The organism is Ramlibacter sp., from assembly GCA_019635435.1.
GTDB lineage: Bacteria > Pseudomonadota > Gammaproteobacteria > Burkholderiales > Burkholderiaceae_C > JAHBZM01.
The window spans coordinates 625114-648927 of record JAHBZM010000001.1; the positions used below are offsets into that span (position 1 = coordinate 625114).

Annotated in this window: 22 protein-coding genes; 14 read left to right on the plus strand and 8 right to left on the minus strand. The window is 62.9% G+C overall.

What is annotated here, in order from left to right; translation table 11 throughout:
- Positions 1 to 237: 237 nt before the first annotated feature.
- From KF796_02995 to KF796_03035, 9 genes are all read left to right on the plus strand, one after another.
- Positions 238 to 3024: a CHASE2 domain-containing protein gene (locus tag KF796_02995; protein MBX3585586.1), complete on the plus strand. Its 2787-nt coding sequence runs from the start codon at positions 238 to 240 to the stop codon at positions 3022 to 3024.
- A gap of 13 nt (positions 3025 to 3037) precedes the next feature.
- Positions 3038 to 3823: a Stp1/IreP family PP2C-type Ser/Thr phosphatase gene (locus KF796_03000; protein MBX3585587.1), complete on the plus strand. Its 786-nt coding sequence runs from the start codon at positions 3038 to 3040 to the stop codon at positions 3821 to 3823.
- Between the two features lie 48 nt (positions 3824 to 3871).
- Positions 3872 to 4537, plus strand: a complete 666-nt coding sequence (locus KF796_03005; protein ID MBX3585588.1) for an FHA domain-containing protein — start codon at positions 3872 to 3874, stop codon at positions 4535 to 4537.
- 45 nt (positions 4538 to 4582) lie between these two features.
- Positions 4583 to 6832: a CHASE2 domain-containing protein gene (locus KF796_03010; GenBank protein ID MBX3585589.1), complete on the plus strand. Its 2250-nt coding sequence runs from the start codon at positions 4583 to 4585 to the stop codon at positions 6830 to 6832.
- Between the two features lie 8 nt (positions 6833 to 6840).
- Complete coding sequence (locus KF796_03015) at positions 6841 to 7632, plus strand: 3',5'-cyclic-nucleotide phosphodiesterase (protein ID MBX3585590.1); 792 nt, start codon at positions 6841 to 6843, stop codon at positions 7630 to 7632.
- Entirely contained in the window at positions 7629 to 10049 is a 2421-nt protein-coding gene (gene tadA, locus KF796_03020; protein ID MBX3585591.1) for a Flp pilus assembly complex ATPase component TadA, read from the plus strand. The genes KF796_03015 and tadA overlap by 4 nt, the downstream gene beginning before the upstream one ends.
- Positions 10050 to 10213: 164 nt before the next feature.
- On the plus strand, positions 10214 to 10705 hold the full coding sequence (locus KF796_03025; protein MBX3585592.1) for a pilin: 492 nt from the start codon (positions 10214 to 10216) through the stop codon (positions 10703 to 10705).
- A complete protein-coding gene (locus KF796_03030; protein MBX3585593.1) occupies positions 10705 to 12471 on the plus strand; it encodes an O-antigen ligase C-terminal domain-containing protein in 1767 nt (588 codons plus the stop codon). The genes KF796_03025 and KF796_03030 overlap by 1 nt, the downstream gene beginning before the upstream one ends.
- 105 nt (positions 12472 to 12576) lie before the next feature.
- Positions 12577 to 14043, plus strand: a complete 1467-nt coding sequence (locus KF796_03035; GenBank protein MBX3585594.1) for an O-antigen ligase C-terminal domain-containing protein — start codon at positions 12577 to 12579, stop codon at positions 14041 to 14043.
- Here KF796_03035 and moaC read toward each other — a convergent pair.
- Positions 14030 to 14506 (minus strand): cyclic pyranopterin monophosphate synthase MoaC, encoded by a 477-nt coding sequence (gene moaC, locus KF796_03040; protein ID MBX3585595.1) that lies wholly within the window; start codon positions 14504 to 14506, stop codon positions 14030 to 14032. The genes KF796_03035 and moaC overlap by 14 nt on opposite strands.
- A gap of 65 nt (positions 14507 to 14571) precedes the next feature.
- Here moaC and KF796_03045 point away from each other — a divergent pair, with 65 nt between their 5' ends.
- Positions 14572 to 15330 carry a pilus assembly protein gene (locus KF796_03045; protein MBX3585596.1) on the plus strand — a complete coding sequence of 253 codons (759 nt, stop codon included), beginning with the start codon at positions 14572 to 14574 and terminating at the stop codon, positions 15328 to 15330.
- Positions 15324 to 16871, plus strand: coding sequence for a M48 family metalloprotease (locus KF796_03050; GenBank protein ID MBX3585597.1), 1548 nt, complete (start codon positions 15324 to 15326; stop codon positions 16869 to 16871). Before KF796_03045 ends, KF796_03050 begins: the two co-directional genes overlap by 7 nt.
- Here the strand turns inward: KF796_03050 and KF796_03055 are convergent.
- From KF796_03055 to KF796_03065, 3 genes are all read right to left on the minus strand, one after another.
- Positions 16839 to 17192: a phage holin family protein gene (locus KF796_03055; protein ID MBX3585598.1), complete on the minus strand. Its 354-nt coding sequence runs from the start codon at positions 17190 to 17192 to the stop codon at positions 16839 to 16841. The two genes, KF796_03050 and KF796_03055, sit on opposite strands and share 33 nt — an antisense overlap.
- Before the next feature lie 64 nt (positions 17193 to 17256).
- Positions 17257 to 17721, minus strand: coding sequence for a hypothetical protein (locus KF796_03060; GenBank protein ID MBX3585599.1), 465 nt, complete (start codon positions 17719 to 17721; stop codon positions 17257 to 17259).
- A gap of 31 nt (positions 17722 to 17752) precedes the next feature.
- Positions 17753 to 18457, minus strand: a complete 705-nt coding sequence (locus KF796_03065; GenBank protein MBX3585600.1) for a TerC family protein — start codon at positions 18455 to 18457, stop codon at positions 17753 to 17755.
- 479 nt (positions 18458 to 18936) lie between these two features.
- On the opposite strand from KF796_03065, the gene KF796_03070 reads away from it, so the two are divergent.
- A complete protein-coding gene (locus tag KF796_03070) occupies positions 18937 to 19383 on the plus strand; it encodes a DUF3717 domain-containing protein (GenBank protein MBX3585601.1) in 447 nt (148 codons plus the stop codon).
- Between the two features lie 6 nt (positions 19384 to 19389).
- Positions 19390 to 19689: a DUF2007 domain-containing protein gene (locus KF796_03075; GenBank protein ID MBX3585602.1), complete on the plus strand. Its 300-nt coding sequence runs from the start codon at positions 19390 to 19392 to the stop codon at positions 19687 to 19689.
- Positions 19690 to 19706: 17 nt separating this feature from the next.
- Here the strand turns inward: KF796_03075 and KF796_03080 are convergent, their stop codons facing one another.
- Positions 19707 to 20267 (minus strand): YaeQ family protein, encoded by a 561-nt coding sequence (locus tag KF796_03080; protein ID MBX3585603.1) that lies wholly within the window; start codon positions 20265 to 20267, stop codon positions 19707 to 19709.
- Between the two features lie 187 nt (positions 20268 to 20454).
- Complete coding sequence (purB, locus tag KF796_03085; protein MBX3585604.1) at positions 20455 to 21834, minus strand: adenylosuccinate lyase; 1380 nt, start codon at positions 21832 to 21834, stop codon at positions 20455 to 20457.
- Positions 21835 to 21962: 128 nt separating this feature from the next.
- Here purB and KF796_03090 point away from each other — a divergent pair, with 128 nt between their 5' ends.
- Positions 21963 to 22577 carry a glutathione S-transferase N-terminal domain-containing protein gene (locus tag KF796_03090; protein MBX3585605.1) on the plus strand — a complete coding sequence of 205 codons (615 nt, stop codon included), beginning with the start codon at positions 21963 to 21965 and terminating at the stop codon, positions 22575 to 22577.
- Here KF796_03090 and KF796_03095 read toward each other — a convergent pair.
- Positions 22574 to 23002: a nuclear transport factor 2 family protein gene (locus tag KF796_03095; GenBank protein MBX3585606.1), complete on the minus strand. Its 429-nt coding sequence runs from the start codon at positions 23000 to 23002 to the stop codon at positions 22574 to 22576. The two genes, KF796_03090 and KF796_03095, sit on opposite strands and share 4 nt — an antisense overlap.
- Complete coding sequence (locus tag KF796_03100; GenBank protein ID MBX3585607.1) at positions 22999 to 23808, minus strand: SDR family NAD(P)-dependent oxidoreductase; 810 nt, start codon at positions 23806 to 23808, stop codon at positions 22999 to 23001. The genes KF796_03095 and KF796_03100 overlap by 4 nt, the downstream gene beginning before the upstream one ends.
- Between the last annotated feature and the right edge of the window lie 6 nt (positions 23809 to 23814).

Consider the following 23814-nt stretch of genomic DNA (forward strand, 5'->3'; position numbering starts at 1 on the left):
ATTTGCAACAAAACGTAGTACCCCCGTGACAAAGTGCCTTGTCCGGCACAGGTCCGTCTGTTACCTTCGACACTCGAGGTGTTCCGCCTCCGGCCTCTGAGGTCCGGGGAGACAGGTCGCCATAAAAAGGGACGGCGTGATCTGCGAACTGAAAAGGGGCGGGATGTGAGCAAATCTTCATCGGCAAAACGCAGTCAGTTCTGGCGCACGGACTGGTTTGTCGGCGTTCTGGTCGTGATGGCGGTGGTTGTCCTCCACCAGGCCACGGATTTCATTGGCACCCTGGAGCGCCGCTTCTACGACGTGGCCAGCACCAGCACCTCACGCCAGCCCTCGGACCGGATTGCCGTCATCGCCATCGATGACCAGAGTATTGCCAACATCGGGCGCTGGCCCTGGCCGCGCGACGTGCATGCCCAGTTGATCGACATGCTTGCCGCCGCCAAGGCCAAGACCATCGTCCACACGGCCTTTTTCTTCGAGCCGCAGACCGACCGGGGACTGGTTTTCATCCGCAAGATGAAAGAGGCGCTGGGGCCGGCCGCCGACCCTGCGGCCGGCGCAGGTGGCGTGGTGGAGCAATTGGGCAAGGTGATTGCCGAGGCCGAGCAGGCGCTGGATACGGACGCCAAGCTGGCCACCAGCATGAGCAAGGCCGGCAACGTCCTGGTGCCGTCGGTCTTCTTTCTCGGGGAGCCTCAGGGCCGGCCCGACCGGCCGCTGCCGCCTTACGCGCTGAAGAGCGCGGTCGATGAGAACAGCGGATTCTCGGTGCCCGCCATCAAGGGCCAGCAACCGATCGAGATCATCGGGAACGCGGCGTCAGGCATCGGGCACCTGAACCAGATCAACGACGTGGACGGGGCCATCCGCGAAGAGCCCCTGCTGGTCAACTACTACGGCAAGGCCGTGCCTTCCATGGCCCTGCTGGCGGCCGCGCAGAGTCTGAACCTGGGGCCTTCCGACATCAAGCTGAACGTGGGCGAGTCGGTGCAGATCGGCAAGCTGCGGGTCAAGACCGACGAGTCCGCGCGCATGCTGCCCCAGTTCTACAAGGCGCGGGACGGCAAACCCGCGTTCGCCGTGGATTCGTTCTATGACGTGATCAGCGGCAAGATCCCGGCATCCAAGTACGCCGACAAGATCGTGGTCATTGGCGCCACCGCCAATGGCGTGGGCAGCCTGTTCACCACGCCCGCGGCCACCGGCATGAGCCCTGCCGAGGTCATTGCCCACATCACGTCCAGCATCCTTGGCGAGCATTTCATTGTGCAGCCGGGCTGGGGCGTCTGGGCGGCTTTTGCCGTGTTCCTGCTGGTGGCGGCCTACCTGATCGCCGCGCTGCCCCGGCTGTCGGCTGGCAAGGCCGCCATCGTCACCGCGGTGGTCTTTGTGACCCTGATGGGCGCCGAGTTTGGCCTGCTGGCGGGATCCTCCCTCTGGTTGAAGCTGGTGTTCCCGGCCACGCTGCTGGTGATTGGGCATCTGGCGCTGACCACCAAGCGTTTCCTCATGACCGAGGCCGGCAAGCTCAAGTCGGACGAGGAGTCGGCCGAAACCAACCGCATGATGGGCCTGGCGCTGCAGGGGCAGGGTCAGCTCGACATGGCCTTTGACCGCTTCCGCCGCGTGCCGATGAGCGACGCGGTCATGGACAACATGTACAACCTGGCGCTGGACTTCGAGCGCAAGCGCCAGTTCAACAAGGCGCAGGCGGTTTACGAGCACATGGCGGCCTGGAACAAGGACTACAAGGATCTTCAGTCCAAGCTCAACCGGGCCAAGAACCTCTCCGAGACCGTGATCCTGGGGGGCGGCGGCGCCCATCCGGGGGGCACCATGCTGCTGGACGGTGGCGCGGTCGAAAAGCCCATGCTCGGGCGCTACCAGGTGGAGAAGGAACTCGGCAAGGGTGCCATGGGTGTGGTTTACCTCGGCAAGGACCCCAAGATCGGGCGCGTGGTGGCCATCAAGACCATGGCGCTGAGCCAGGAATTCGAAGGCGAAGAACTCACCGATGCGCGCGAGCGCTTCTTCCGCGAGGCGGAAACCGCCGGGCGTCTGCAGCACCAGAACATCGTCACCATCTTCGACGCGGGCGAAGAACATGACCTGGCCTACATCGCCATGGAGTTCCTCAAGGGCAAGGACCTGGTGGATTTCTGCCGGGACGGCCATCTGCTGCCGGTGCCCAAGGTGCTGTCCATCGTGGCCCGGGTGGCCGAGGCTCTGGCCTACGCGCACAAGCAGAACGTGGTGCACCGGGACATCAAGCCAGCCAACATCATGTACGAGCTGGAGAGCGACACGGTCAAGGTCACGGACTTCGGCATTGCCCGGATCACCGACTCGAGCAAGACCAAGACGGGTCTGGTCCTCGGCACCCCGAGCTTCATGTCGCCGGAGCAGATTGCGGGCAAGAAGGTTGACGGCCGCTCGGACCTGTATTCCCTGGGGGTGATGCTGTTCCAGATGCTCGCCGGGGTGTTGCCGTTCCGTGGCGATTCGATGGCCGAGCTGATGTACAAGATTGCCAACGAGGAAGCACCGGACATCCGGATCATCCGCAAGGATCTGCCGGAGCGTCTGGCGCAAATCGTGGCGCTGTCGGTCGCCAAGCGCCCCGAGGCGCGCTATCAGGATGGTGACCAGTTTGCGGCGGACCTGCGCGGCGTGATGGGCGGAGCGGTCGCCGCTGCCATGCCGGCACCGGCGGGCGCCCCGCAGGACGGCGCGTCCGCCGCTGCGGGTGCCGAAAAAACCGTGGCTTTCAAGGCCCCGGAACCGACGCCTGGCGATGCCCAGGCCGACAAGACCCAGGTGCTTGCGGCGAAGACCGGCGGTGATTTTGATGCCACGGTCGTTGCGGGCAGCGTTACAGCCAGCCCGTCACCCGGCTATGATGCGACCCAGAAAATGGACGCCGGTGCCGCCGACCCTTTTGCCAAGACCGCTGTCATCAGCAGGGCAGACGCTGCGAGCCCGAAACCAGGGGCCGGTGGTACCACCGATCCGGAGACCTAAGCCTCAGGCACCTATGAATTACGAGTTTTGCACGCGCACGGACCCGGGTCTCGCTCGCGAGAACAATGAAGACTCCGTCACGTTTGACGAGCCGACCCGTCTGGGAGTGCTGGCCGATGGCATGGGTGGTTACAACGCAGGCGAAATCGCCAGCGGAATGGCCACGGCATTCATCAAGTCGGAATTGGGCCGCTGGTTGTCCCAGGCAGGCCGCCATGCGAACTCCAAGGAAGTTCGCCGCGCCATGGAGATCTGTGTCGACAATGCCAATCGCTCCATTTTCAATGCCGCCAACTCCAACCCCCAGTACAGTGGGATGGGTACCACGCTGGTGCTGGGCGTTTTCCAGGATTCACGCCTGATGCTGGGCCACATCGGTGACTCGCGCTGCTATCGTCTGCGTGGCGATGAATTTGTCCAGATCACCAAGGACCACTCCTTGTTGCAGGAGCAGATGGATGCCGGCTTGATCACGCCCGAACAGGCCGCCACCTCGACCAACAAGAATCTGGTGACCCGGGCCCTGGGTGTGGAGGACGCCGTCCTGCTGGAGGTCAACGAACACCGCGTGGAGCCTGGCGATGTCTACCTGATGTGCTCGGATGGATTGTCGGATATGGTGGATAACGACGGCATCGCCCAAATCCTGGCCACCGAGGCGCCGTTGGACCAGAAGGTGGGCCAACTGATTGAGCTAGCCAATGCCAACGGGGGCCGTGACAATATCTCGGTCTTGTTGGCTCAGGCGCAAAGTGGGGCCAAAAAGCGCGGCTTGATTTCCAGATTGCTGGGAAAATAGTCTTTGGTACTAATTTTCCGAAACAAGTTTTAAAAACAGGAGTCGACCATGCCGAAAATGATCGTTTCGATCGACGGTGTTGTCATCAAGGAAGTTCAGTTGACGAAAGACCGCACGACGTTGGGTCGGCGGCCGTACAACGACATCGTGATCGATAACCTTGCGGTCAGTGGCGAGCACGCCGTACTTCAGATGATGGGCAATGAGGTCTACCTCGAAGACCTCAACAGCACCAACGGGACGTACGTCAACGGCAAGGCCGTGAAGAAGCAGCTGTTGCAGAACGGCGACACTGTGGAGATCGGCAAGTACAAGATCAAGTATGTCAACGAAGCGGCGAGCGCCGGATTCGAAAAGACCATGATCATCAAGAGCGGTGGCGCCGGTCTGGCCGTGCCCGCGCCGGCCGCGGCTGCATCCGCGCCCGCAGCGGCCGTGGCAGACGGTGGGGGGCCCAATGGCAACATCAAGGTCCTGTCGGGGGCGGCTGCCGGCCGCGAAGTCCCCTTGGTCAAGGTGGTGACGACCATCGGCAAACCCGGTGTGGCTGTGGCGGCGATTACCAAGCGGCAAAATGGCTTCGTGGTTGCCCATGTGGAAGGCGCCAACAAGCCGACGCTGAACGGCGCGCCGATTGGTGGCGAGCCTGTGCTGCTCAAAAACGGGGATTTGCTGGAATTGGCCGGAACGCAAATGCAGTTTGTCCAGGCCTGAGGCCGGTTTCCGCGCGAAACGAATTAACGGAGAGTTCGGGGCCTCATGGAATTGCTCTCCAAGCATTGGTCCCGGATCGCCGTCACGCTGATTCCGCTGGTCTTCGCCTTGCTGCATGCCAGCGGCGTCATGCGGATCGGTGTATTGCAGCGCCTCGACGACATCATTTACGACGCCCGCTTGCGCGCGACGATGCCCAAGACCGTCGACGACCGGATTGTCATTGTCGACATCGACGAAAAAAGCCTTGCAGAAGTGGGGCGGTGGCCCTGGGGCCGCAACAAGCTGGCCGAGCTGGTTGATGACCTGTTTGACCGGCAGAAGATTGCCCTCCTCGGCTTCGATGTGGTGTTTGCGGAGGCCGATGAGAGTTCCGGGCTGAAGCGACTGCGCCAGCTTGCGCAGAACGAGTTCAAGGATCAGCCCGGATTCGCCGACCGCCTGGGCCAGCTCCAGGGGGCGCTGGACTATGACGCCGCGTTTGCCAGATCGCTGGAAAAACGGCCGGTGGTCATGGGCTACTACTTCACCAGCGACCGCGATGGGCGGACCTCCGGGAGGTTGCCCGCGCCGGTGATGGACAAGGACGCAATGCAGGGTCGGCCCATCAAATTCACCAGCTGGAGCGGTTACGGGTCCAACATCGACCAGATCGCACAGGCCGCGCCCATGGGGGGCTTCTTCAATTCCATCACTGAAACCGATGGCGTGGTGCGGTCCATCCCGCTGATTGCGGAATACAAGGGCCAGTATTACGAGTCGCTCTCCATGGCCATGTTCCGGATGCTGGTGGGGCTTCCATCGGTTGAACCCGGGTTTCCGCAAGACCGTTTCATTGCCCGCAACTACCAGGGGCTCGAGAGCATTCTGCTCAAGCAAGGGGGCAAGGCGCTGGCCGTGCCTGTGGATGACCGGGTGGCGACGCTGGTGCCGTTTCGCGGGCCGGGTGGGGTGAACGGGGGGTCTTTCAAATACATTTCCGCAGCTGATTTGCTGTCCAAGCGACTTCCCGCTGCGGCGCTCAAGGACAAGATCGTGCTGTTGGGCACGACGGCGCCCGGCCTGCTGGATTTGCGGGTGACACCGGTCGGGGAGACCTATCCGGGGGTGGAAACGCACGCCAATGTGATTTCCGGGCTTCTGGACGGCAAGATATTCGTCAAGCCTGACTATGCGATGGGATTTGAGGTCGTGGTGCTGGTGCTCTCCGGCTTGACGCTGGCGTTCGCCTTGCCCCTGTTGTCTGCGACCCGGGCCGTTGCTGCGAGCGTGACGGTCATTGCGGTGCTGGTGGGGCTGAATTTCTGGCTTTACCTCGGCTATGGGCTGGTGCTTCCGCTGGCTTCTGCGCTGGTCATGGCACTGACGGCATTTGCCTTGAACATGAGCTACGGTTATTTTGTGGAGAGCCGGTCCAAGCGGGAATTGGCCAACCTGTTCGGCACCTATGTGCCCCCCGAGCTGGTGGATGAAATGGTGAAGGACCCCGACAGCTACAGCATGAAGGCCGCCAGCAAGGAGTTGACGGTGATGTTCTGCGACATGCGGGGCTTTACCAAGATGTCGGAACAAATGGAACCCACGCAGTTGCAGGAGTTGCTGAACGGTGTGTTCAGCCGCCTGACCGACCTGATACGCGCGAATCGCGGAACGATCGACAAGTACATGGGGGACTGCGTCATGGCGTTCTGGGGGGCACCCGTGGACACGCCGAGCCACGCACATCTGGCCGTCAAGACGGCCATGGAGATGGCCAATGCCGTACGAAAGCTCAACGAGGAGCATCGGGCCAAGGGTATACCCGAGATCGGGATCGGGATTGGCCTGAACACCGGCCCCATGTGTGTCGGGGACATGGGTTCGGATATCCGGCGCAGCTACACCGTGATCGGCGATTCCGTGAATCTCGGCTCCCGTCTGGAGGGCCTGTCCAAGACCTATGGTGTCGATATCGTGGTGAGTGAAGCCACCCGCAAACTGGCACCGGATTTCGCCTGGCAGGAGCTTGACCGGGTGAGAGTCAAGGGGAAGGAGCAGGCCGTCGCGATATTCTGGCCGCTGGCGCCAGCGGACCGTGTGGAGAAGGCCCATACTGACGAGCTCAAGACGTGGGCCACCGTGCTCAAGGCCTATCGGTCCCAGGATTGGGATCAGGCTGATGTCCAGTTGTTGAACCTGCAACGGATGAACGCCAAAAAATACCTTTACGAGCTGTACGCGCAGCGTGTAGCCTCGATGAGGTTGCTACCGTTCGACCCCGAATGGGATGGCGCGACGAATTTCGAGACGAAGTAGGAGGCCTGATGAAAGTGCGGGTGTTGGGTTGTTCCGGCGCGATAGCCAAGGACTGCCGAACCACGTCTTTTCTGATTGACGATGACGTCCTGGTCGACGCCGGCACCGGCGTGGGCGATCTGGCGCTGGACGAGATGAAGCGCATCAACCACGTGCTGTTGACGCACTCCCATCTGGATCACGTGGCGGCGTTGCCGCTGATGGTGGACGCCATTGCGGCGCAACGGACGTCACCAGTCCAGATCCATGCGCTGCCTGGCACCATTGCGGCACTCAAGGCCCATGTCTTCAACAATGTGATCTGGCCGGATTTCAGCCGCATCCCCACGCCGCAGGCACCCTTCATCAGCTTTCACGAGATCCAGGTCGGCCAGACCCTGGACATCACGGGCAAACGCATCGAGGTATTGCCTGCGGTGCATACGGTGCCTGCCGTGGGCTATGCGGTTACCTCCGGGCGCGGTTGCTGGGTATTCACTGGCGACACCGAGCGCAACCCCGCGTTCTGGCGCAGGATCAACCAGATGAACGTGGCGGCGCTCATTATTGAAACCGCCTTCAGCAACAGGGAAAAGGATTTGGCGCGACGCAGTCTCCATCTGTCGCCGCATGCCTTGGCTGAGGAACTGGATTGCATCGACAAGGGAAAACATTTCCCGATCTACATCACCCACACCAAGCCGGCCGAGACGGAGCTGATCATGGCGGAAATCCAGCGCTTCGATCAAACCCAGCCTTTTGGACCCAATGTCACGCATGACATCCGCTGGCTGCGCGCGGGACAGGAGTTCGAGCTATGAGTGCCGTGCTGAAGCCACCAGGAGGAGAGAAAGATGTTGAGCAGGCTTTCTTCGACTCACAGATGCTGCCGCCTGAAAAGCGGGGAGTCTCGTTTGAAGCGCTGTTTTTCCGTCAGCTGCAGCAGGTCACCACGCGCATCCACGAGACGGAAAACATTGACCAGATCATGCTGGAGGCGAGCCAGGACATCTGCAAACTGCTCAATGCCGACCGTTTGACGCTTTATGCGGTCAACGACGATCGCACCGCGATTGTTTCCAAGGTCAAGACAGGCTTGAACGCGAGTCGTGACCTCAAATTGCCGATCAGCGCGCAAAGCATTGCGGGCTACGTTGCCTACGCCAAGCAGCCGGTGAACATCGCCGATGTCTATGACGATGAGGCACTCAAGCGCATTCATCCCACGTTGAGCTTTCTGAAGGAAGTCGACAAGCGCTCCGGCTACCGCACCAAACAGATGCTGGTGGTGCCCATTCTCGATGGCGACAACCTGCACGGCGTCCTGCAGGTCATCAACAACAAGAGCGACGAACCCTTTGGCGAGCTCGAGGTCGAAGGCGCGTCGCAGCTGTGCAAGACCCTGGCCACGGCGATCCGCCAGCGAATGCAGAAGGCCGAAGAGGGAACTCGTCGCAAAGCCACCAAATACGACGGACTGGTCGCGGATGGGGTGCTGACGGCCGACGAGTTGCAGCAATGCATCCAGAACGCCCGCGAAGAAGCCAAGCCGGTTGAACACATGCTGATGGCGCAGTTCCAGATTCGCCCGGCTCAGATCGGCCCGTCCCTTGCAAAATTCTTCGGAGTCCCGTATGAGGGCTTCAACAGCGGGCGTATCCGCTCCGAGATGCTGCACGGGCCGTTGAAGCGCGACTTCCTGATGGAGCAGGGCTGGATTCCGGTGGAGGAAACACCAGAGGGGTTGGTGGTCATGTGCATGGACCCCGAGGCTGTGCGGGGTTCCCGCATCGTGCCCCAGGTTTTCCAGCGCATGACCAAGTTTGCCTACCGGGTGACCACGCAGACGGAATTCGAGGAGACCCTGAGCCAGCTCTACGGTGCGGGAGTCGAAGGCGGCAGCATTGACGAGCTGTTGGCCGATCTGAGCGCCCCGGCCGATGACGACGGCGGCGATGACTCTTCGCTGGAGTCCGCCGCAGCAGACAACGAGCTCGTCAAGTTTGTGAACAAGGTCATTGTGGATGCCTACAACATGAAGGCCTCCGACATCCATATTGAGCCGCTCCCGGGAAAGGCCAAGACAGGGATCCGGTTGCGCATTGACGGCAGCTTGCAACCCTATATTGAAGTTCCCGCGCATTTTCGCCAGGCCATGATCACCCGGCTGAAAATCATGTGCGATCTGGACATCTCGGAAAAGCGCAAACCGCAGGACGGCAAGATCAAGTTCAAGAAATTTGGTCCGCTCGACATTGAATTGCGCGTGGCCACCATCCCGTCAGCCGGCGGCGTGGAAGACATCGTCATGCGCATATTGGCCGCGGGCGAGCCGATTCCGCTCGAAAAACTCGGCTTGACGCCCCACAACCGGGACCGGGTCGAAAAGACAGTCAGCAAGCCCTACGGCTTGTTCTATGTGTGCGGGCCCACGGGCTCAGGCAAGACCACCACACTGCATTCGATTCTCAAATTCCTCAATACGCCCGACACCAAGATATGGACCGCTGAAGACCCCGTTGAAATCACGCAAAAAGGGCTGCGGCAGGTGCAGGTCAACAAAAAGGCCGGCATTGACTTCGCGCTCGTGATGCGCGCCTTCCTGCGGGCGGATCCGGACATCATCATGGTGGGCGAATCACGCGACAAGGAAACAGTGTCCATGGGCGTTGAGGCCTCGCTCACGGGGCACCTGGTTTTCTCGACCTTGCACACCAACTCGGCGCCGGAGTCGATCACCCGCTTGCTGGACATGGGCATGGACCCCTTCAATTTTGCCGATGCCCTGCTGGGCATCCTGGCCCAGCGGCTGGCCAAGCGCCTGTGTGATTGCCGCGAGGGCTACTCCCCCGATGGCGAGGAGATCAAGACTTTTGTGGCCGAATACGCTGAAGACCTGCGCCATACACCCGCTTGGAAAGCTGATTACGCAGGCGAGGCCAGAAAACTCTACGAGAGCTGGGTCAAAATCTATGGCGAGGGTGGAAAAATCCAGTTCTATCGTCCCGTGGGCTGCGACAAATGCGGCAAATCCGGCTACAAAGGCCGGATCGGACTTCACGAGTTGCTGATCGCCGATGACCCGATCAAGAAACTGATCCAGGAGCGCGCCCGGGTGGCAGAGATTTTTGTCGCTGCAGTCGAAAGTGGTATGCGCACACTGAAGATGGACGGCATGGAGAAGATCATGATGGGAATCACGGACCTCAAGCAGGTGCGGTCGGTCTGCATCAAGTGACTGCACAAAAATGTCAGTTTTCTGCGAGGAATGGCAGAACTTGTTTCACGTATTGACGTCTGTGGCGCAAAACGGCGGGCTGTTGCCTGTTTCAACACGCTGAAGTCTTGGCACAGAAGCTGCTCTTTCCCTTGGCCCAACTTTTTTCACTGAGGAGTTTTTAAATGAAGCGTTCCATGCAAAAGGGTTTTACCCTGATCGAATTGATGATCGTGGTTGCGATCATCGGTATTCTGGCCGCCGTGGCCCTGCCTGCTTACCAGGACTACACCAAGCGCGCCAAGATGTCTGAAGTGATTCTGGCGTCGTCGGCTTGCCGCACGTCGATCACCGAAGTGTTCCAGACCAACAGCGCGACCAGTTTGCCTGCTGCTGGGCAATGGGGCTGCGAGAGCTCCACTGCCACGTCCAAATATGTGAAGAAGGTCGATACTGATGCCAATGGCGGCATCATCGTAACTGCCACTGGTTTTGGTGACACCGCCATTGACGATGCGACGGTAAGCTTGGTGCCGACCGCCGCCGGTAATGGGGCCATCACGGCTTCCGCTCCGCTGTCGCAGTGGATTTGTGGCAACCGCGCAGTCCTGAACGGCGGTTCCGCCGTGACGACGGTTCCTGCCAAGGTCTTGCCGGGTTCCTGCCGCGGTAGCTGATGATTCGGGCTTTTTTGCCCGTGATGGAAACGCCCCCTTGGGGGCGTTTTTCGTTGGGCGCCCTGGTTGCGCTTGTGGGCGGGCCGAGCCTCTTGCTGGTGAGTTGGCTTGCCACGGAGCATTTTCCACCTTGGGTCAGTTGGCATCTGGAGGCGGCGGCTTTTGTCGCCGTATATCTGTCTGCCCTGACCGGGTTGGCGGTCGTGCTGCGTCGCCGCAAGAGTTTCACAGTAGGTATTCCCGCTTTTGTGATGCCGCTTGTTGCGCTGATCGGCGTTGTTCAGTTTCAAGCGCAGTTGGGCATCGTCCCTTTCTGGGGAGATGCCCTCGTTGTCACCGTTTACATCGCCCTCTGCATCACCTGTTTGACGATTGGTTTCAATGCGGGTTCCAATCTTGCAAAGTCGCATCGTCCGGGCGCCGAAGATGTCACGCTCCAGAATTTGCTGGCGTGGACTTTGGCAGCAGGTGCGTTGCTGTCTGCAGTCATCGCGTTCGCTCAGGTTTTTGAGTTATGGGAGAGCGCAGGCTGGATTGTCAGGATGCCGGATTTGCGTCGCCCAGGGGGCAACCTCGGGCAGGCCAATCAATTGGCGACCTTGCTGGTCATGGGCATGGCAAGCATGTTGTTTCTGTATGCCACGGAAAAGCTCTCGCATCTCACCTCGGCTCTCATGTTTATGGTTCTCGCGGCAGGGCTGGCGCTGACCGAATCCCGTGCAGGTGCTTTATCCATGTTGATGTTGCTTGTCTGGTGGCAAATCAAGCGGAAAGCCGTTGCTCCGCACATTCCCGTGCTCGCAGGGCCGGCTTGTGCAGCAGTGTTTGCAGGGATGTTCTTTGCCTGGCCACGACTGCTAGAGTTTTTGCAGATTGTGGACGGGAGCATTGCTAACCGATTTACAGCCGGAAGTCTGAGATTCCAGATTTGGCCTCAACTGCTTGAGGCCGCATGGCAACATCCATGGACAGGTTGGGGTGCCATGGGTGTTTCCAGGGCGCACAACGCAGTAGCGGACGCGTACACAGTTAGCGAGCCCTATAGCTACAGCCACAATTTCATTCTTGATGCCACCTTGTGGTTCGGTTTGCCTATGGCGATCGGTATGGTGACGATGGGGTGCTGGTGGCTGAATCGCAGGGTGCGGGAAGCGTCCAGCGCAACGCCTTGGTTCTGCCTTGCGGTGGCATTGCCTATGGTGCTTCACTCCCTACTGGAGTATCCGTATGCCTATGCCTATTTCCTGGTGCCGGTCTTCTTGCTAATTGGCGTGCTGGAGGGCGCGGCCGGTGCCCCGGCCGTTTTCAATTTCGATGTCAAAGTGGCGCTGGCTATTTCGTTGCTGTTGAGTGCGCTCATGCTGGCGACTGCCGTCGAGTACATGGAGGCGGAGGAGGACTTCCGCATCGTCCGGTTTGAGGCTCTGAAGATTGGAACGACCCCGCCAAGCCATCACGAGCCGCGCCTCGTTTTGCTGACACAACTCGGCGCACTTCTCAGCGGATCCCGAATCGAAATCCGGAATGGCATGCCACCCAGTGAGATCCAAAGGCTCAGAGACCTCGCCCTCAGATATCCATGGAGCGCCACGCAATACCGGTATGCCCTGGCGCTCGCACTGAATGGCGACAAGACCGAAGCCATCCGGCAACTGAAAGTCATGAGGTCGCAGCGAGGGGACAAGCTCTACGGGCAGATCAAAGACAACATCAAGCAACTGTCCCTGGAGCGCTACCCGGAGTTGCGTTCCCTGGCCTTGCCCTGAGGACACGTGCGACCAGTGTCACTCCAAGCGGTACGCCAGCCCAGCAACGGGAATCGCTCGGGTGACGCATCTGCCGCTTTCGGCAGGTTTGCGTTCGTCGGGTTGATGGCGTTGCCATGGCTCATCGCCGTTGCACCGGGCCCTTCACCCGGCGTCGTTCCGTGGCTGGTCAGCGTCGGCTGCGCCGCGCTGCTTGGTGCCCTGGCAAGACCGGGGCAGGGAAGTCTCGCAGGGGCTTGCTGGCGTGATCTCATCGCCACGGCCTGGCTTTCAGCCGCCGTGATCAGCAGCGCAATTGCACTGTTGCAGTACTTTGGGTGGGCGCACTACTTCACACCTTTGGTGAATGCGTCAGAGCCTGGACTGGCATTTGGCAATCTCCGTCAACGGAATCAGCTGGCCACGCTGACGATGATTGGCCTGGTCGCCGCGTTGTGGCGGGCCTCGAAGGGACTTGCGGGCTGGCGCCTGTACGGCGCTGTCCTTGTGTTGGCGATTGCCAATGCCTCAACGGTCTCTCGTACAGGCTTGTTGCAGTTGGCGCTCGTGACGTTCTTAAGCCTGTCCTGGTGGCGATCGGCCAAGCCATTGCGCCTTTGCGCTGTTGCATGGGGGTTCTATGTGGTGGCCAGCCTTGGGCTTCCGCTGCTTCTGAGGACGTTGTCGGATGCCGATGCCGCCCACGTCTGGTGGCGGTTGTCCGCCAGCACAGGTTGTTCGAGCCGCATGATTCTCTGGTCCAACGTGCTTCACCTCATTGGTGAGAAGCCATGGTTGGGATGGGGCTGGGGCGAGCTGGACTATGCGCATTACTACACCCTCTATCAAGGCCCCCGATTCTGCGAGATTCTCGACAATGCGCATAACCTGCCGTTGCATCTGGCCGTGGAGCTCGGCATCCCGGTGGCCGCCGCAGCGTGCTGCGCATTCATCTGGCTCCTCTGGCGTGGCGCGCCGTGGCGGGAAACGGATCCCATGCGCCAGATGGCGTGGGCGGTTCTGGCACTCATCCTGTTTCACAGTCTGGTCGAGTATCCGCTGTGGTACGGGCCATTCCAGATGGCTGTTGGCCTGGCCATGGTCATCCTCTGGCGTGTGTCTGCGCGTGTACCCTCCGGAATTCCCTGGCAAATGCCGGCGACATTGCGGCTGGGCATCGCGGGTGTTGTTCTGGCGGGGGTCGCGTATGCGTCATGGGACTACTACCGCGTGTGCCAGATCTACCTGCCACAGGCGCAGCGATCAGCCGCTTTCCGCGATAACACCCTGGAAAAGATTGGTGACTCGTTGCTCTTTGGCAGTCAGGTGCGGTTTGCCGAGCTCACCACCACACCGTTAACGCGCGCCAATGCGGAGCATCTGGGCAGCCTGGCGCTCGACCTGCTCCACTTTTCGCCGGAGCCTCGCGTGATCGAGATCCTGGTCGAAAGCCTGGTCCTGCAGAGGCGAGACGACGAGGCCCTTGCGCACATGATGCGATTCCGTGCGGCGTTCCCCAGGGAGTACGCCAGCTGGACGCGCCGTTACGCGGACTCAAGCCCTTCGCCGCTTCCCGGGATTAGGGCGCCGTAAAGCTGCCCGATTTCCCGCCGTGTTTCTCCAGCAACTTCACGCCGGTGATGGTCATGCCCCGGTCCACGGCCTTGCACATGTCGTAGATCGTCAGCAAGGCGATCTGGACGGCCGTCAGGGCCTCCATCTCCACGCCCGTGGGGCCGACGGTTTCGACAGTACCCGTGCAGTTGATGGCGGGCTTCTCCTCATCCGCTTCAAACGTCAGTGCGACGCGTGTCAGGGACAGAGGATGGCAGAGGGGAATCAGGTCGCTGGTCTTCTTGGCCGCCTGGATGCCGGCAATCCTGGCAATTCCCAGCACGTCGCCCTTGCTCGCAGTACCTGACTGGATCAATGCGAGCGTGGCCTCCCGCATTTCAATGCGGCCACCCGCCACGGCCACCCGGTGACTCGGCATTTTGCCGCCCACGTCGACCATGTGGGCCTGGCCTTGTGCGTCGAAGTGCGTCAGGGAATTCATGTTTCGGAAAAGTGGTGGTAAAAACCGTTTACAGGCTCTTCATCCTGCTGACGCATCATACGATCATGATTCACTGGAAAGACCGATTCCGCGCCGCCGGCATTCATCTTTGCATCAGCCTGACCATTGCGGCATTGGCCGCGCTGCTGGTTTTTGGCATCTGGTTCCCCTACCCCTACCGGGAAATTTCCGGTGGTCGTGAGCTGTTCTTCATTGTGGTCACGGTTGACGTCATCCTTGGGCCACTGATCACGCTGGCAATTTTCAATCGGCGCAAGCCCAAGGCCGAGTTGACGCGGGATCTGGCGATCGTCGGCCTGATCCAGCTGGCGGGCCTGGGCTATGGGCTTTGGACTGTGGCATTGGCACGGCCCGTGCACCTGGTCTTCGAGATCGACCGTTTCCGGGTCGTGCACGCGGTGGACATCCCGGAAGAGGAACTCGGCAAGACCCCGCCCGGCATCAGGGCCTTGCCGTTGACGGGCCCCACGCTGCTGGCCGTTCGCCCGTTCCGCAACGACAAGGAGAAGCTGGACACAACACTCGCTGCACTGCAGGGTGTTGCGTTGGGCGCGCGCCCCGATCTTTGGCAAGACTATGCATCTGCCAAGGCCTCGGTGCTTGCGACTGCCAAGCCTGTGACTTTGCTTGAGAGCCGCTTCCCTGCCCGGGCCGCCGAGATCGACGCGGTGCTCCAGGCGGCTGGCCGGCGCCCCGGCTCGACGGCCTTCGTACCCATGACCGGCAGAAAGGCTTTCTGGACCGCCTTCGTCGACCCCGTCACGGCCGACGTGGTGGCCTTCATGCCACTGGATTCATTTTGAAACCGCGGTACACCTCAAAAAAGTCCACAGCCCGCGCCTGTCTTGCACAGCTTGCTCTTGTTTTGGGAGCGATCTTTGCGGGAATCCCGGCGCCTGCCTCGGCCCAGCTCCCCACCCTCGGCGACGGCAGTGAACTCTCCACGGGGGCCGAGCGGCGGCTTGGAGAGAAGATCGCCAGGGAGTTGTACCGGGACCCGGATTACATCGATGACCCGGTCCTGGCTGAGTATGTGCAGGCCATCTGGGAGCCTTTGCTCGCCGCCGCGCGGCTGCGCGGCGAGGTCACACCCGAGCTGGACGAGCGCTTTGCCTGGCAGATCCTGCTGGGCAAGGACCGGACCATCAACGCGTTCGCGTTGCCCGGCGGCTACCTGGGCCTGCAGCTGGGTCTGGTCGCGGTGGTGGCCAACCGTGACGAGCTCGCGTCGGTGCTCGCGCATGAGCTCAGCCACGTGACCCAGCGCCATATCTCGCGCCTGATGACCCAGCAGAACCGGCAGACGCCCTGGGTGATAGGCGCGATGATCCTGGGCGCCATCGCGGCCAGCAAGAACCCCGACGCCGGCAACGCCGTCATCGCGGGCGGCCAGGCACTGGCGATCCAGAACCAGCTGAACTTCTCGCGCGACATGGAGCGCGAGGCCGACCGCATCGGCTATGGCGTGATGACGCAAGCCGGCTTCGAGCCGCTGGGCTTCGTGACCATGTTTGACAAGCTCCAGCAAGCCTCCCGGCTCAACGAAAACGGCTCCTTCCCGTACCTGCGCACCCACCCCATGACCACCGAGCGCATGGCCGACATGCAGGCGCGCCAGCAGTTGGCCGGGCGCAGCGTCACGCCGACGCCCCCCACGCTGCAACACGCCATGGTGGTGGCTCGGGCCCGTGTGCTGTCGAGCCCGGGGGTCGATGGCTTGCGTGCGCTGGCCACCGAAGCCCAGGTTCCGGGCTGGCCTTCGCTGAGTCCGGCCAGGCAGGCTGGCAGCCTGTATGCCGCCGCACTGGCCAGCCTGAAGCTGCGGGATGCGGCGGCGGCGCGCCGGTTCGCGCTTCAGCTGCAGGACCTTGTGAAACAGGACGTGGCGGCTTCCCGTCTGGCGCGCTTGCTGGTGGCCGAGATCGCGCTGGACGCGGGCGATGCGGCTGGCGCCGCCGCCCTGTTGCCGGCCGTCTCGGCGGGGCGGCCCGACCTGCTGCTGCGGGCTCAGGCCGAGACGCGCGGCGGGCACCCCGAGCGGGCCACATCGGCGCTGCAGACCTGGACCGCGCTGCACCCGCGCGATGCCACGGCCTGGCAATTGCTGGCCGGCGCTTACGCGGCCCAGGGGCAACCGGTGCGGGCCATTCGCGCCGAAGCCGAGGCCCAGGTCGCGCACCTGGACTACGCGGCGGCCATGGACCGTTTCAAGGCCGCCCAGGAGCTGGTGCGCCAGAAGGCGCGCACGGGGACGCTGGGCGAGGACCACATCGAGGCATCGATCATCGACACCCGGACGCGGCAGGTGGAGTCACTGCTTCGGGAACAGGCGCTCGAGCGCTGACTCGATCACGATGCCCAGCACCGAATAGATCAGCGAGCCCAGCAGCGCGGCCGCGAAGCCCTGCACGTGAAAGCCGTCGAGCACCGCGGCCGCGGCCCAGAACATCAGCGCGTTGATCACGAACAGGAACAGCCCCAGCGTGACCAGCGTGACCGGCAACGTCAACACCACGAGCACGGGCCGGACCACGGTGTTGAACAGGCCGATCACAAAGGCGGCAATCAGCGCCGCGGTGAAACTCTTCACCTCGACGCCGGCATAGACATAGGCCACCAGCAACAACGAGGCGGCACTGAGCAGCCATTTGACAATCAGTTTCATGGCCGCGGAGCATAGCACCGGCGCGCCGAACCGTCATCCCGCGCGGTCGGGCCCCGCCACGGTCTCAATCCGCCGCCAGCACCAGTATCGCGCCCATGCCGAGCGCCGCGCCGGGCAGGGTCCAGCGGCCGTCGTGAGCGGCGGGCTGGTCTGCCGTGACGGGTGGCAGGTCCTGGCCAAAGCGCGGACGCCGCGCGTCCAGCACCCGCAGGGTGCCGTGTTCCGCCTTGAGCCGGTCCGTGAGTTCGGGCAGGGGGCCCTTGGCCAGCACCTGGGTCACGACATCCCCATGGCCTTGCAAGCCTGGCACCAGTTCTCCAAACAGCTTGTCGGCCCATTTGGTGCGCCAGTTCTCGCGCGCGCTGTGGCTGACCCACTTGCTGATGCGCCGGGTCATGCGCGGGGCGCAGGCCACCAACACCCAGTGGGTGGCTGTGGCCTGACCGCCCTGCGGCGCGCTGCCGCGCATGGGGGCCAGTTGCTGCTGCGCATGGGCCGCGTCGTCCACGTACACGATGATTTTTTCCATGAGGGTCTCCTGGTGAAATGAGTGGGAAGGGTCAGGCCGCGTGGCCCGGTTCCTGTTGGGCCCGGCGGTTTCTGAGCCAGCCGGCGGCCAGCACGCCGACGATGGCCAGCGCGCAGACCGACCAGTACGCGAACTGGTGCGCGGCCTCGGGCCCCTTGAAAACGGCAGCCAGCAGGTTTTCATTGACGATCATCTTGCCGGCCGTGAAGGCGAGCACCGACGCGCCGATGTAGATGATCGCGGGGAAGCGCTCCACCAGGCGAAGCACCAGCGTGCTGCCGAACACCACGATGGGGATGCTCACCAGCAGGCCGATGATCACGAGGTCGAACGCGCCGTGCGCCGCGCCCGCGACGCCCAGCACGTTGTCGATGCCCATGATCGCATCGGCGACCACGATGGTCTTCATGGCGCCCCAGAACGTGGTGACCACCGGGCCGCCGTGCCCGTTGTCGCCGTCCTGGTTGGCGATGAGCTTGTAGGCGATCCACAGCAGTGCGAGCCCGCCCACCAGCATCAGGCCCGGGATCTTGAGCAGCCAGACCACGCCCACGGTCATGGCCGAGCGGACCACGATGGCGCCCACCGTCCCCCAGACGATGGCTTTTTTCTGCAGGTGCTGTGGCAGGCCGCGCGCGGCCAGCGCGATCACGATCGCGTTGTCGCCTGCCAGCACGAGGTCGATGAGGACGATGGCCAGCAGGGCTGACCACCAGGGGGCTGAAAGAAACTCCATGACAAAACTCCGGGTAGGACCGATCAACAACCGGAACCCGTTCAGTCAGTGGAGATGTGATGGTGGATCACAATCACGCTTCGACCGAACCTGGCTCAGGTTCCGTGTCGAAGGTCTTGCTCGGCATGGTGTCATGCGGATATGTGCCCAACAAGCCGGAAGGTGTACTTCGTATTGACGACTTTGTTGATCACCCTTGCCGCGATGCCCTGGGGCACCTCCCTGTGCAGCGAGAGTGGGGAGCTACTCCCCTTCGTGGGTGTATTAAAGCAGTACGCTTCGCGGCTGGCAAGCCAATGACCCCACGAATTCTTTTCGCGATTTAAAGAAAAAGAGGCTGTAGTCCTTGCCTGGCGGCCACTTTGTGCTATTTAAAAGATAGCGAAATTTCGCAAGGCCCATCGCCGGCCACCGGCCAGCGGGCTTCGCACACCGCAACCGAGGCACGCGCTATCATGCCCCTCCCCCTGCACACACCCATGGCCGGAATCCACATCACCGACATTGAAGCCGCCATCAATTTCTGGCGCGGGAAAAAACCCTCGCCCGATGGCATCACGCTCGCACCCGAACTGCGCGCGCTGGCCGAGGTGTATGCGCTGATGATTTACTACCATGAGGACGAGGCCGACGAGACCGGCTTTCCGCCCGAGGCCCTGGCCGCCTGGCGGGCCTGGTATGACACGACGCCCGACACGCCCTGCATCGCGATCTGCTCCACCAGCCAGGGCGATGCCGACTGCAAGGGTTGCGGACGCACCTTCGAAGAAGTGCAGCGCTGGCCCGAGATGAGTCCCGCTGAAAAACGCCAGGTCTGGCGCCGCATCACCCAGCAAAGCGAGGCCTGGCGCTTCAACCGGTACGCCGAGCGTGCCGTGGAGTCGCGGGATCTGCCGCCAGCGCCGCCATCAACGCCGGCCGACTGACACCTCATGCTGCGGCTGACCCAGGCTCCCAATATCGCGATCGCCACACTTTGGGTCGACACCTTGCGTGAAGCCGGCATCGCCGCATCGCTGCAGCGCTACTTCCTCAGCAGTGCCGCGGGCGATCTGCCGCCCGACCAGTGCCTGCCAGAAATCTGGCTCAACCATGAGGAGCAGGAAGAAGCGGCCCGAGCCCTGTTGCACGCGTTGCAGAACCTGCCGCAGCGCCGCTGGGCCTGCGCCTGCGGCGAAATCGTGGAGGGCGGCTTCGAGCAGTGCTGGAACTGCGGGCGCGCCATGCCCTGACGGCGCGGCCCGCCGGCCTACTTCCAGCGCAGCGGCTCGATGTCGATGCTGCGGGCGCCATCGCCCAGCATCAGCGCCCCTTCCTGCAGCGTGGCCTGCAGCTGCATGCTGCGCTGGGCCAGCGCAGCCAGCGCCTGCGAAGCCACCGTGGGCACCCGCCACACGCTCAGGTTCTGCGGCCGCGTGAGCTTGTTCTGGATGCCGCGCCACCAGATTTCGGCGGCGTGGTTGAAGCAGTACACCATCACCTGGTCGGCCTTGCCGCAGGCCTTGATCACGGGCTTGTCCTCGGGTTGCCCCACCTCGATCCACAGCCGGGTCTGCCCCGTAAAGTCGCGTAGAAACACATCCGGGTCGTCCGGGTCGGACAGGCCCGCGCCAAAGCCCAGCGTGCCGTCGCCGTTGCACACGGTTTGCAGCTGGTGGGCATTGATGGCCAGCGCAGCCAGCCGGATCATCATGCGCTCGTCGGTCTCGCTCGGGTGGCGCGCCAGCGTCAGTGTGTGGTCCGCGTAGTAGCCGTGGTCAATGTCGGCGACCTGCAGGTTCGCCTTGAAGATGGTGGATTTGAGAGCCAATGGGTTCGATCAGTGAGGTTTCGCCGCCGGGCCGCCCCAAGGCGGAACGCGGCCCCCTCGGGGGGCAGGGAGCGACACGCAGTGCACGACCGTGGGGGCCGTTTTCGCCGCCGGGCCGCCCCAAGGCGGAACGCGGCCCCCTCGGGGGGCAGGGAGCGACACGCAGTGCACGACCGTGGGGGCCATTTCAGACGCGGCGGGCCAGCTCGGCCGCCTTGCCGGTGTAGCTGGCCGGGGTCATGGCCAGCAGCCGGTCTTTTTCTTCCTGGGGAATCTCCAGCGAGCGGATCAGCCCGTGCAGGTCTTCGGCCCGCACGGTCTTGCCGCGCGTGACTTCCTTGAGCTTCTCGTAGGCGCCCTGCACGCCGTAGCGGCGCATCACGGTCTGGATCGGCTCGGCCAGCACTTCCCAGGCGGCGTCAAGGTCGTCAGCCAGCGCTTCTTCGTTGAGCTCCAGCTTGTTCAGGCCGGTCAGCAATGACTGGTAGGCCAGCGCCGCGTAACCCAGCGCCACCCCCATGTTGCGCAGCACGGTGGAGTCGGTCAGGTCGCGCTGCCAGCGGCTGATGGGCAGCTTCTCGCTCAGGTGGCGCAGCAGCGCGTTGGCCAGGCCCAGGTTGCCCTCGGCGTTTTCGAAGTCGATCGGGTTGACCTTGTGCGGCATGGTCGACGAGCCGATCTCGCCGGCCTTCAGGCGCTGCTTGAAATAGCCCAGGCTCACATAGCCCCAGACGTCGCGCGAGAAATCCACCAGGATGGTGTTGGTGCGCGCCACGGCGTCGAACAGCTCGGCCATGTAGTCGTGCGGCTCGATCTGGATGCTGTAGGGCTGGAAGGTCAGGCCCAGGCCCAGCGGCTCGGGCGTCTCGATCACCTTGCGGCTGAAGGCCTCCCAGTCAAAGTCGGGCCAGGCCGACAGGTGGGCGTTGTAGTTGCCCACGGCGCCATTCATCTTGCCCATGATGCTCACGCCGGCGATGCGCTCGCGCGCCGCCGCCAGCCGCATGACCACGTTGGCGATTTCCTTGCCCACCGTGGTGGGGCTGGCCGTCTGGCCGTGGGTGCGGCTGAGCATGGACACCGCCGCATGGGCATGGGCCATCTCGCGCAGCTTGCCGATCACCGCGTCCAGCGCCGGCAGGATCACGAGGTCGCGCCCGGCCTTGAGCTGCAGGGCATGGCTGGTGTTGTTGATGTCCTCGCTGGTGCAGGCGAAATGGACGAACTCGCTGGCGGCCTTGAGTTCGGGGCGGGCCTCGAACTTGGACTTGATCCAGTACTCCACGGCCTTCACGTCGTGGTTGGTGGTCTTTTCGATGTCCTTGATGGCGGCGGCATCGGCCTCGCTGAAGTTCTTGGTCAGGCCGAGCAGGTAAGTGCGGGCTCCGGGGCTCAGGGGCTTGAACTGGGTGAATCCGGCGTCGCTGAGCGCAATGAACCAGACGACCTCGACCTGCACGCGCCGGTGCATGTAGCCCTGCTCGCTCATCAGGGGCCGCAACTGGGCGAGTTTGGCGGCATAGCGGCCGTCCAGCGGCGAAAGTGCCGAAATCGTGGAAAAAGTCATATCCGCGATTGTAGGTCTGGGCATTTGGGCCTCCCCGCCGGCCGGTTGTCTCCGTGGCACCACAGGCCCGCGGTGCCCTTCACCTAAAATTGGCCGTCTAAGATAACTCGAACAGTCAGAGAGCCACCATGAAGTTGATCGGTGCCGTTACCAGCCCTTACGTGCGCAAAGTGCGCATCGTCATGGCCGAGAAAAAGCTGGACTACCAATTCGTCGCCGAGGACGTGTGGGCGGCCGACACCACCATTGGCCAGTCCAATCCGCTGGGCAAGGTGCCCTGCCTGGTGATGGAAGGCGGCGAGGCGCTGTTTGATTCCCGCGTGATCGTCGAGTACCTCGACACCCTCTCGCCCGTGGGCAAGCTGATTCCGGCCATGGGCCGCGAGCGTGCCGAGGTCAAGACCTGGGAAGCACTGGCCGACGGCGTGCTGGACGCGCTCATCCTGGCCCGCCTCGAAGCCACCTGGCCCGGGCGCACCAAGGCCCAGCGCAGCACCAGCTGGATCGACCGGCAGGTGGCCAAGGTTCACACCAGCCTGGCGGCCATGAGCAAGGGTCTGGGCGACAAGCCCTACTGCGCTGGCATCCATCTGAGCCTGGCCGACATCGCCGTCGGCTGTGCGCTGGGGTACCTGGATTTCCGGTTCCCCGAGATTGACTGGCGCACCGCCCATCCCAGTCTGGCCAAGTTGCATGAAAAGCTCATGCAGCGCCCCAGCTTCGCTGACAGCCTGCCGGCCTAACTGGCCGCGCGGCGCCTGAGCCAGCGCATCAGGCTCCCCACCGCCGGCAGCTTTTCATAGAGCTCTTCCGCCGCGTCCCAGTAGTCGCGGTGGGCGCTGATGCGGCCATCCGGCGCCAGCACCAGGTGCGAGCCGCCGCGCACCACCTGCTCCACGCCCCGGCGGAAGCGGCGGAAAAAGAACCTGAACTCCCACACCAGAAAGCACTGGTGGCCGTCCACCACGCGCGCGGTGATGACAAAGCGCGGGCGGTCCAGCGCCACATACATGTGGCTGAAGACCTGCTGGATCCCGGCCAGGCCGCGGACCTCGTTGAACGGGTCCTTGAAGCTCGCGTCGGGCGTGTAGAAGTCGCCCATGCGCGCCACGTCGGCGGGTGTCAGTGCCGTGAAGAAGGCCTCGATGCGGGCAACGGCGTCCCTCATAGGCCGGTGAAGCGGCGGATCAGCGCGAAGTACAGCCGGTGGGGCAACAGCTGCAGGGTTTTCATCCAGCGCGTGAATCGTTTGGGAAAGTGGATTTCAAAGCGGCCGCGCCGCCATCCCGCGAGTATCTCCTGCGCCGCCTGCTCGGGCGTGATCAGCGCGGGCATGCGGAACTGGTTCTGCGCGGTCAGTGGCGTCTCCACAAAGCCGGGGCTGATGATGCTCACGCCAACCCCTATATCGCGCAGGTCCACATACAGGGTCTCGCCCAGATTGATCAGTGCTGCCTTGGTGGGCCCGTAGGCCAGGCTCTTGGGCAGGCCGCGGTAGCCGGCCACGCTGCTGACCAGGCTGATGTGCCCGGCCCGGCGCTGCACAAAATGCGGCAGCACCGCGTCCAGCACGTTGAGCGCGCCCACGTAGTTGATCTGTTCGTGCTTGAGCATCTCGGCCAGGTCGAACTCGGTGGCGCGCTGTTCGCGGTAGTAGCCCGCGCAGTACACCACGCAGTCCAGCGGACCGGTCGCAAAAATCGTGTGCGCCGCGGCCCGCACGGCGCCGTGGTCGCGGGCGTCCAGCGGCAGGGCGACGGACCCGGGGTGGGCCGCCACAAAGCTGTTGAGCGACTCGGCGCCGCGCGCTGACAGGTACACGCGCGCGCCCTGGGCATGCAGGGCCGACGCGGTGGCGCGGCCGATGCCGGTGGAGGCACCCACCAGCCAGACCGAGCGCCCCTGCCAGGGGGGCTGCGGCGGATTCAGGGGTGCGAACCAGCGCCGTTTGCTATGGTTTTCATAGCTGGACATGGCTGT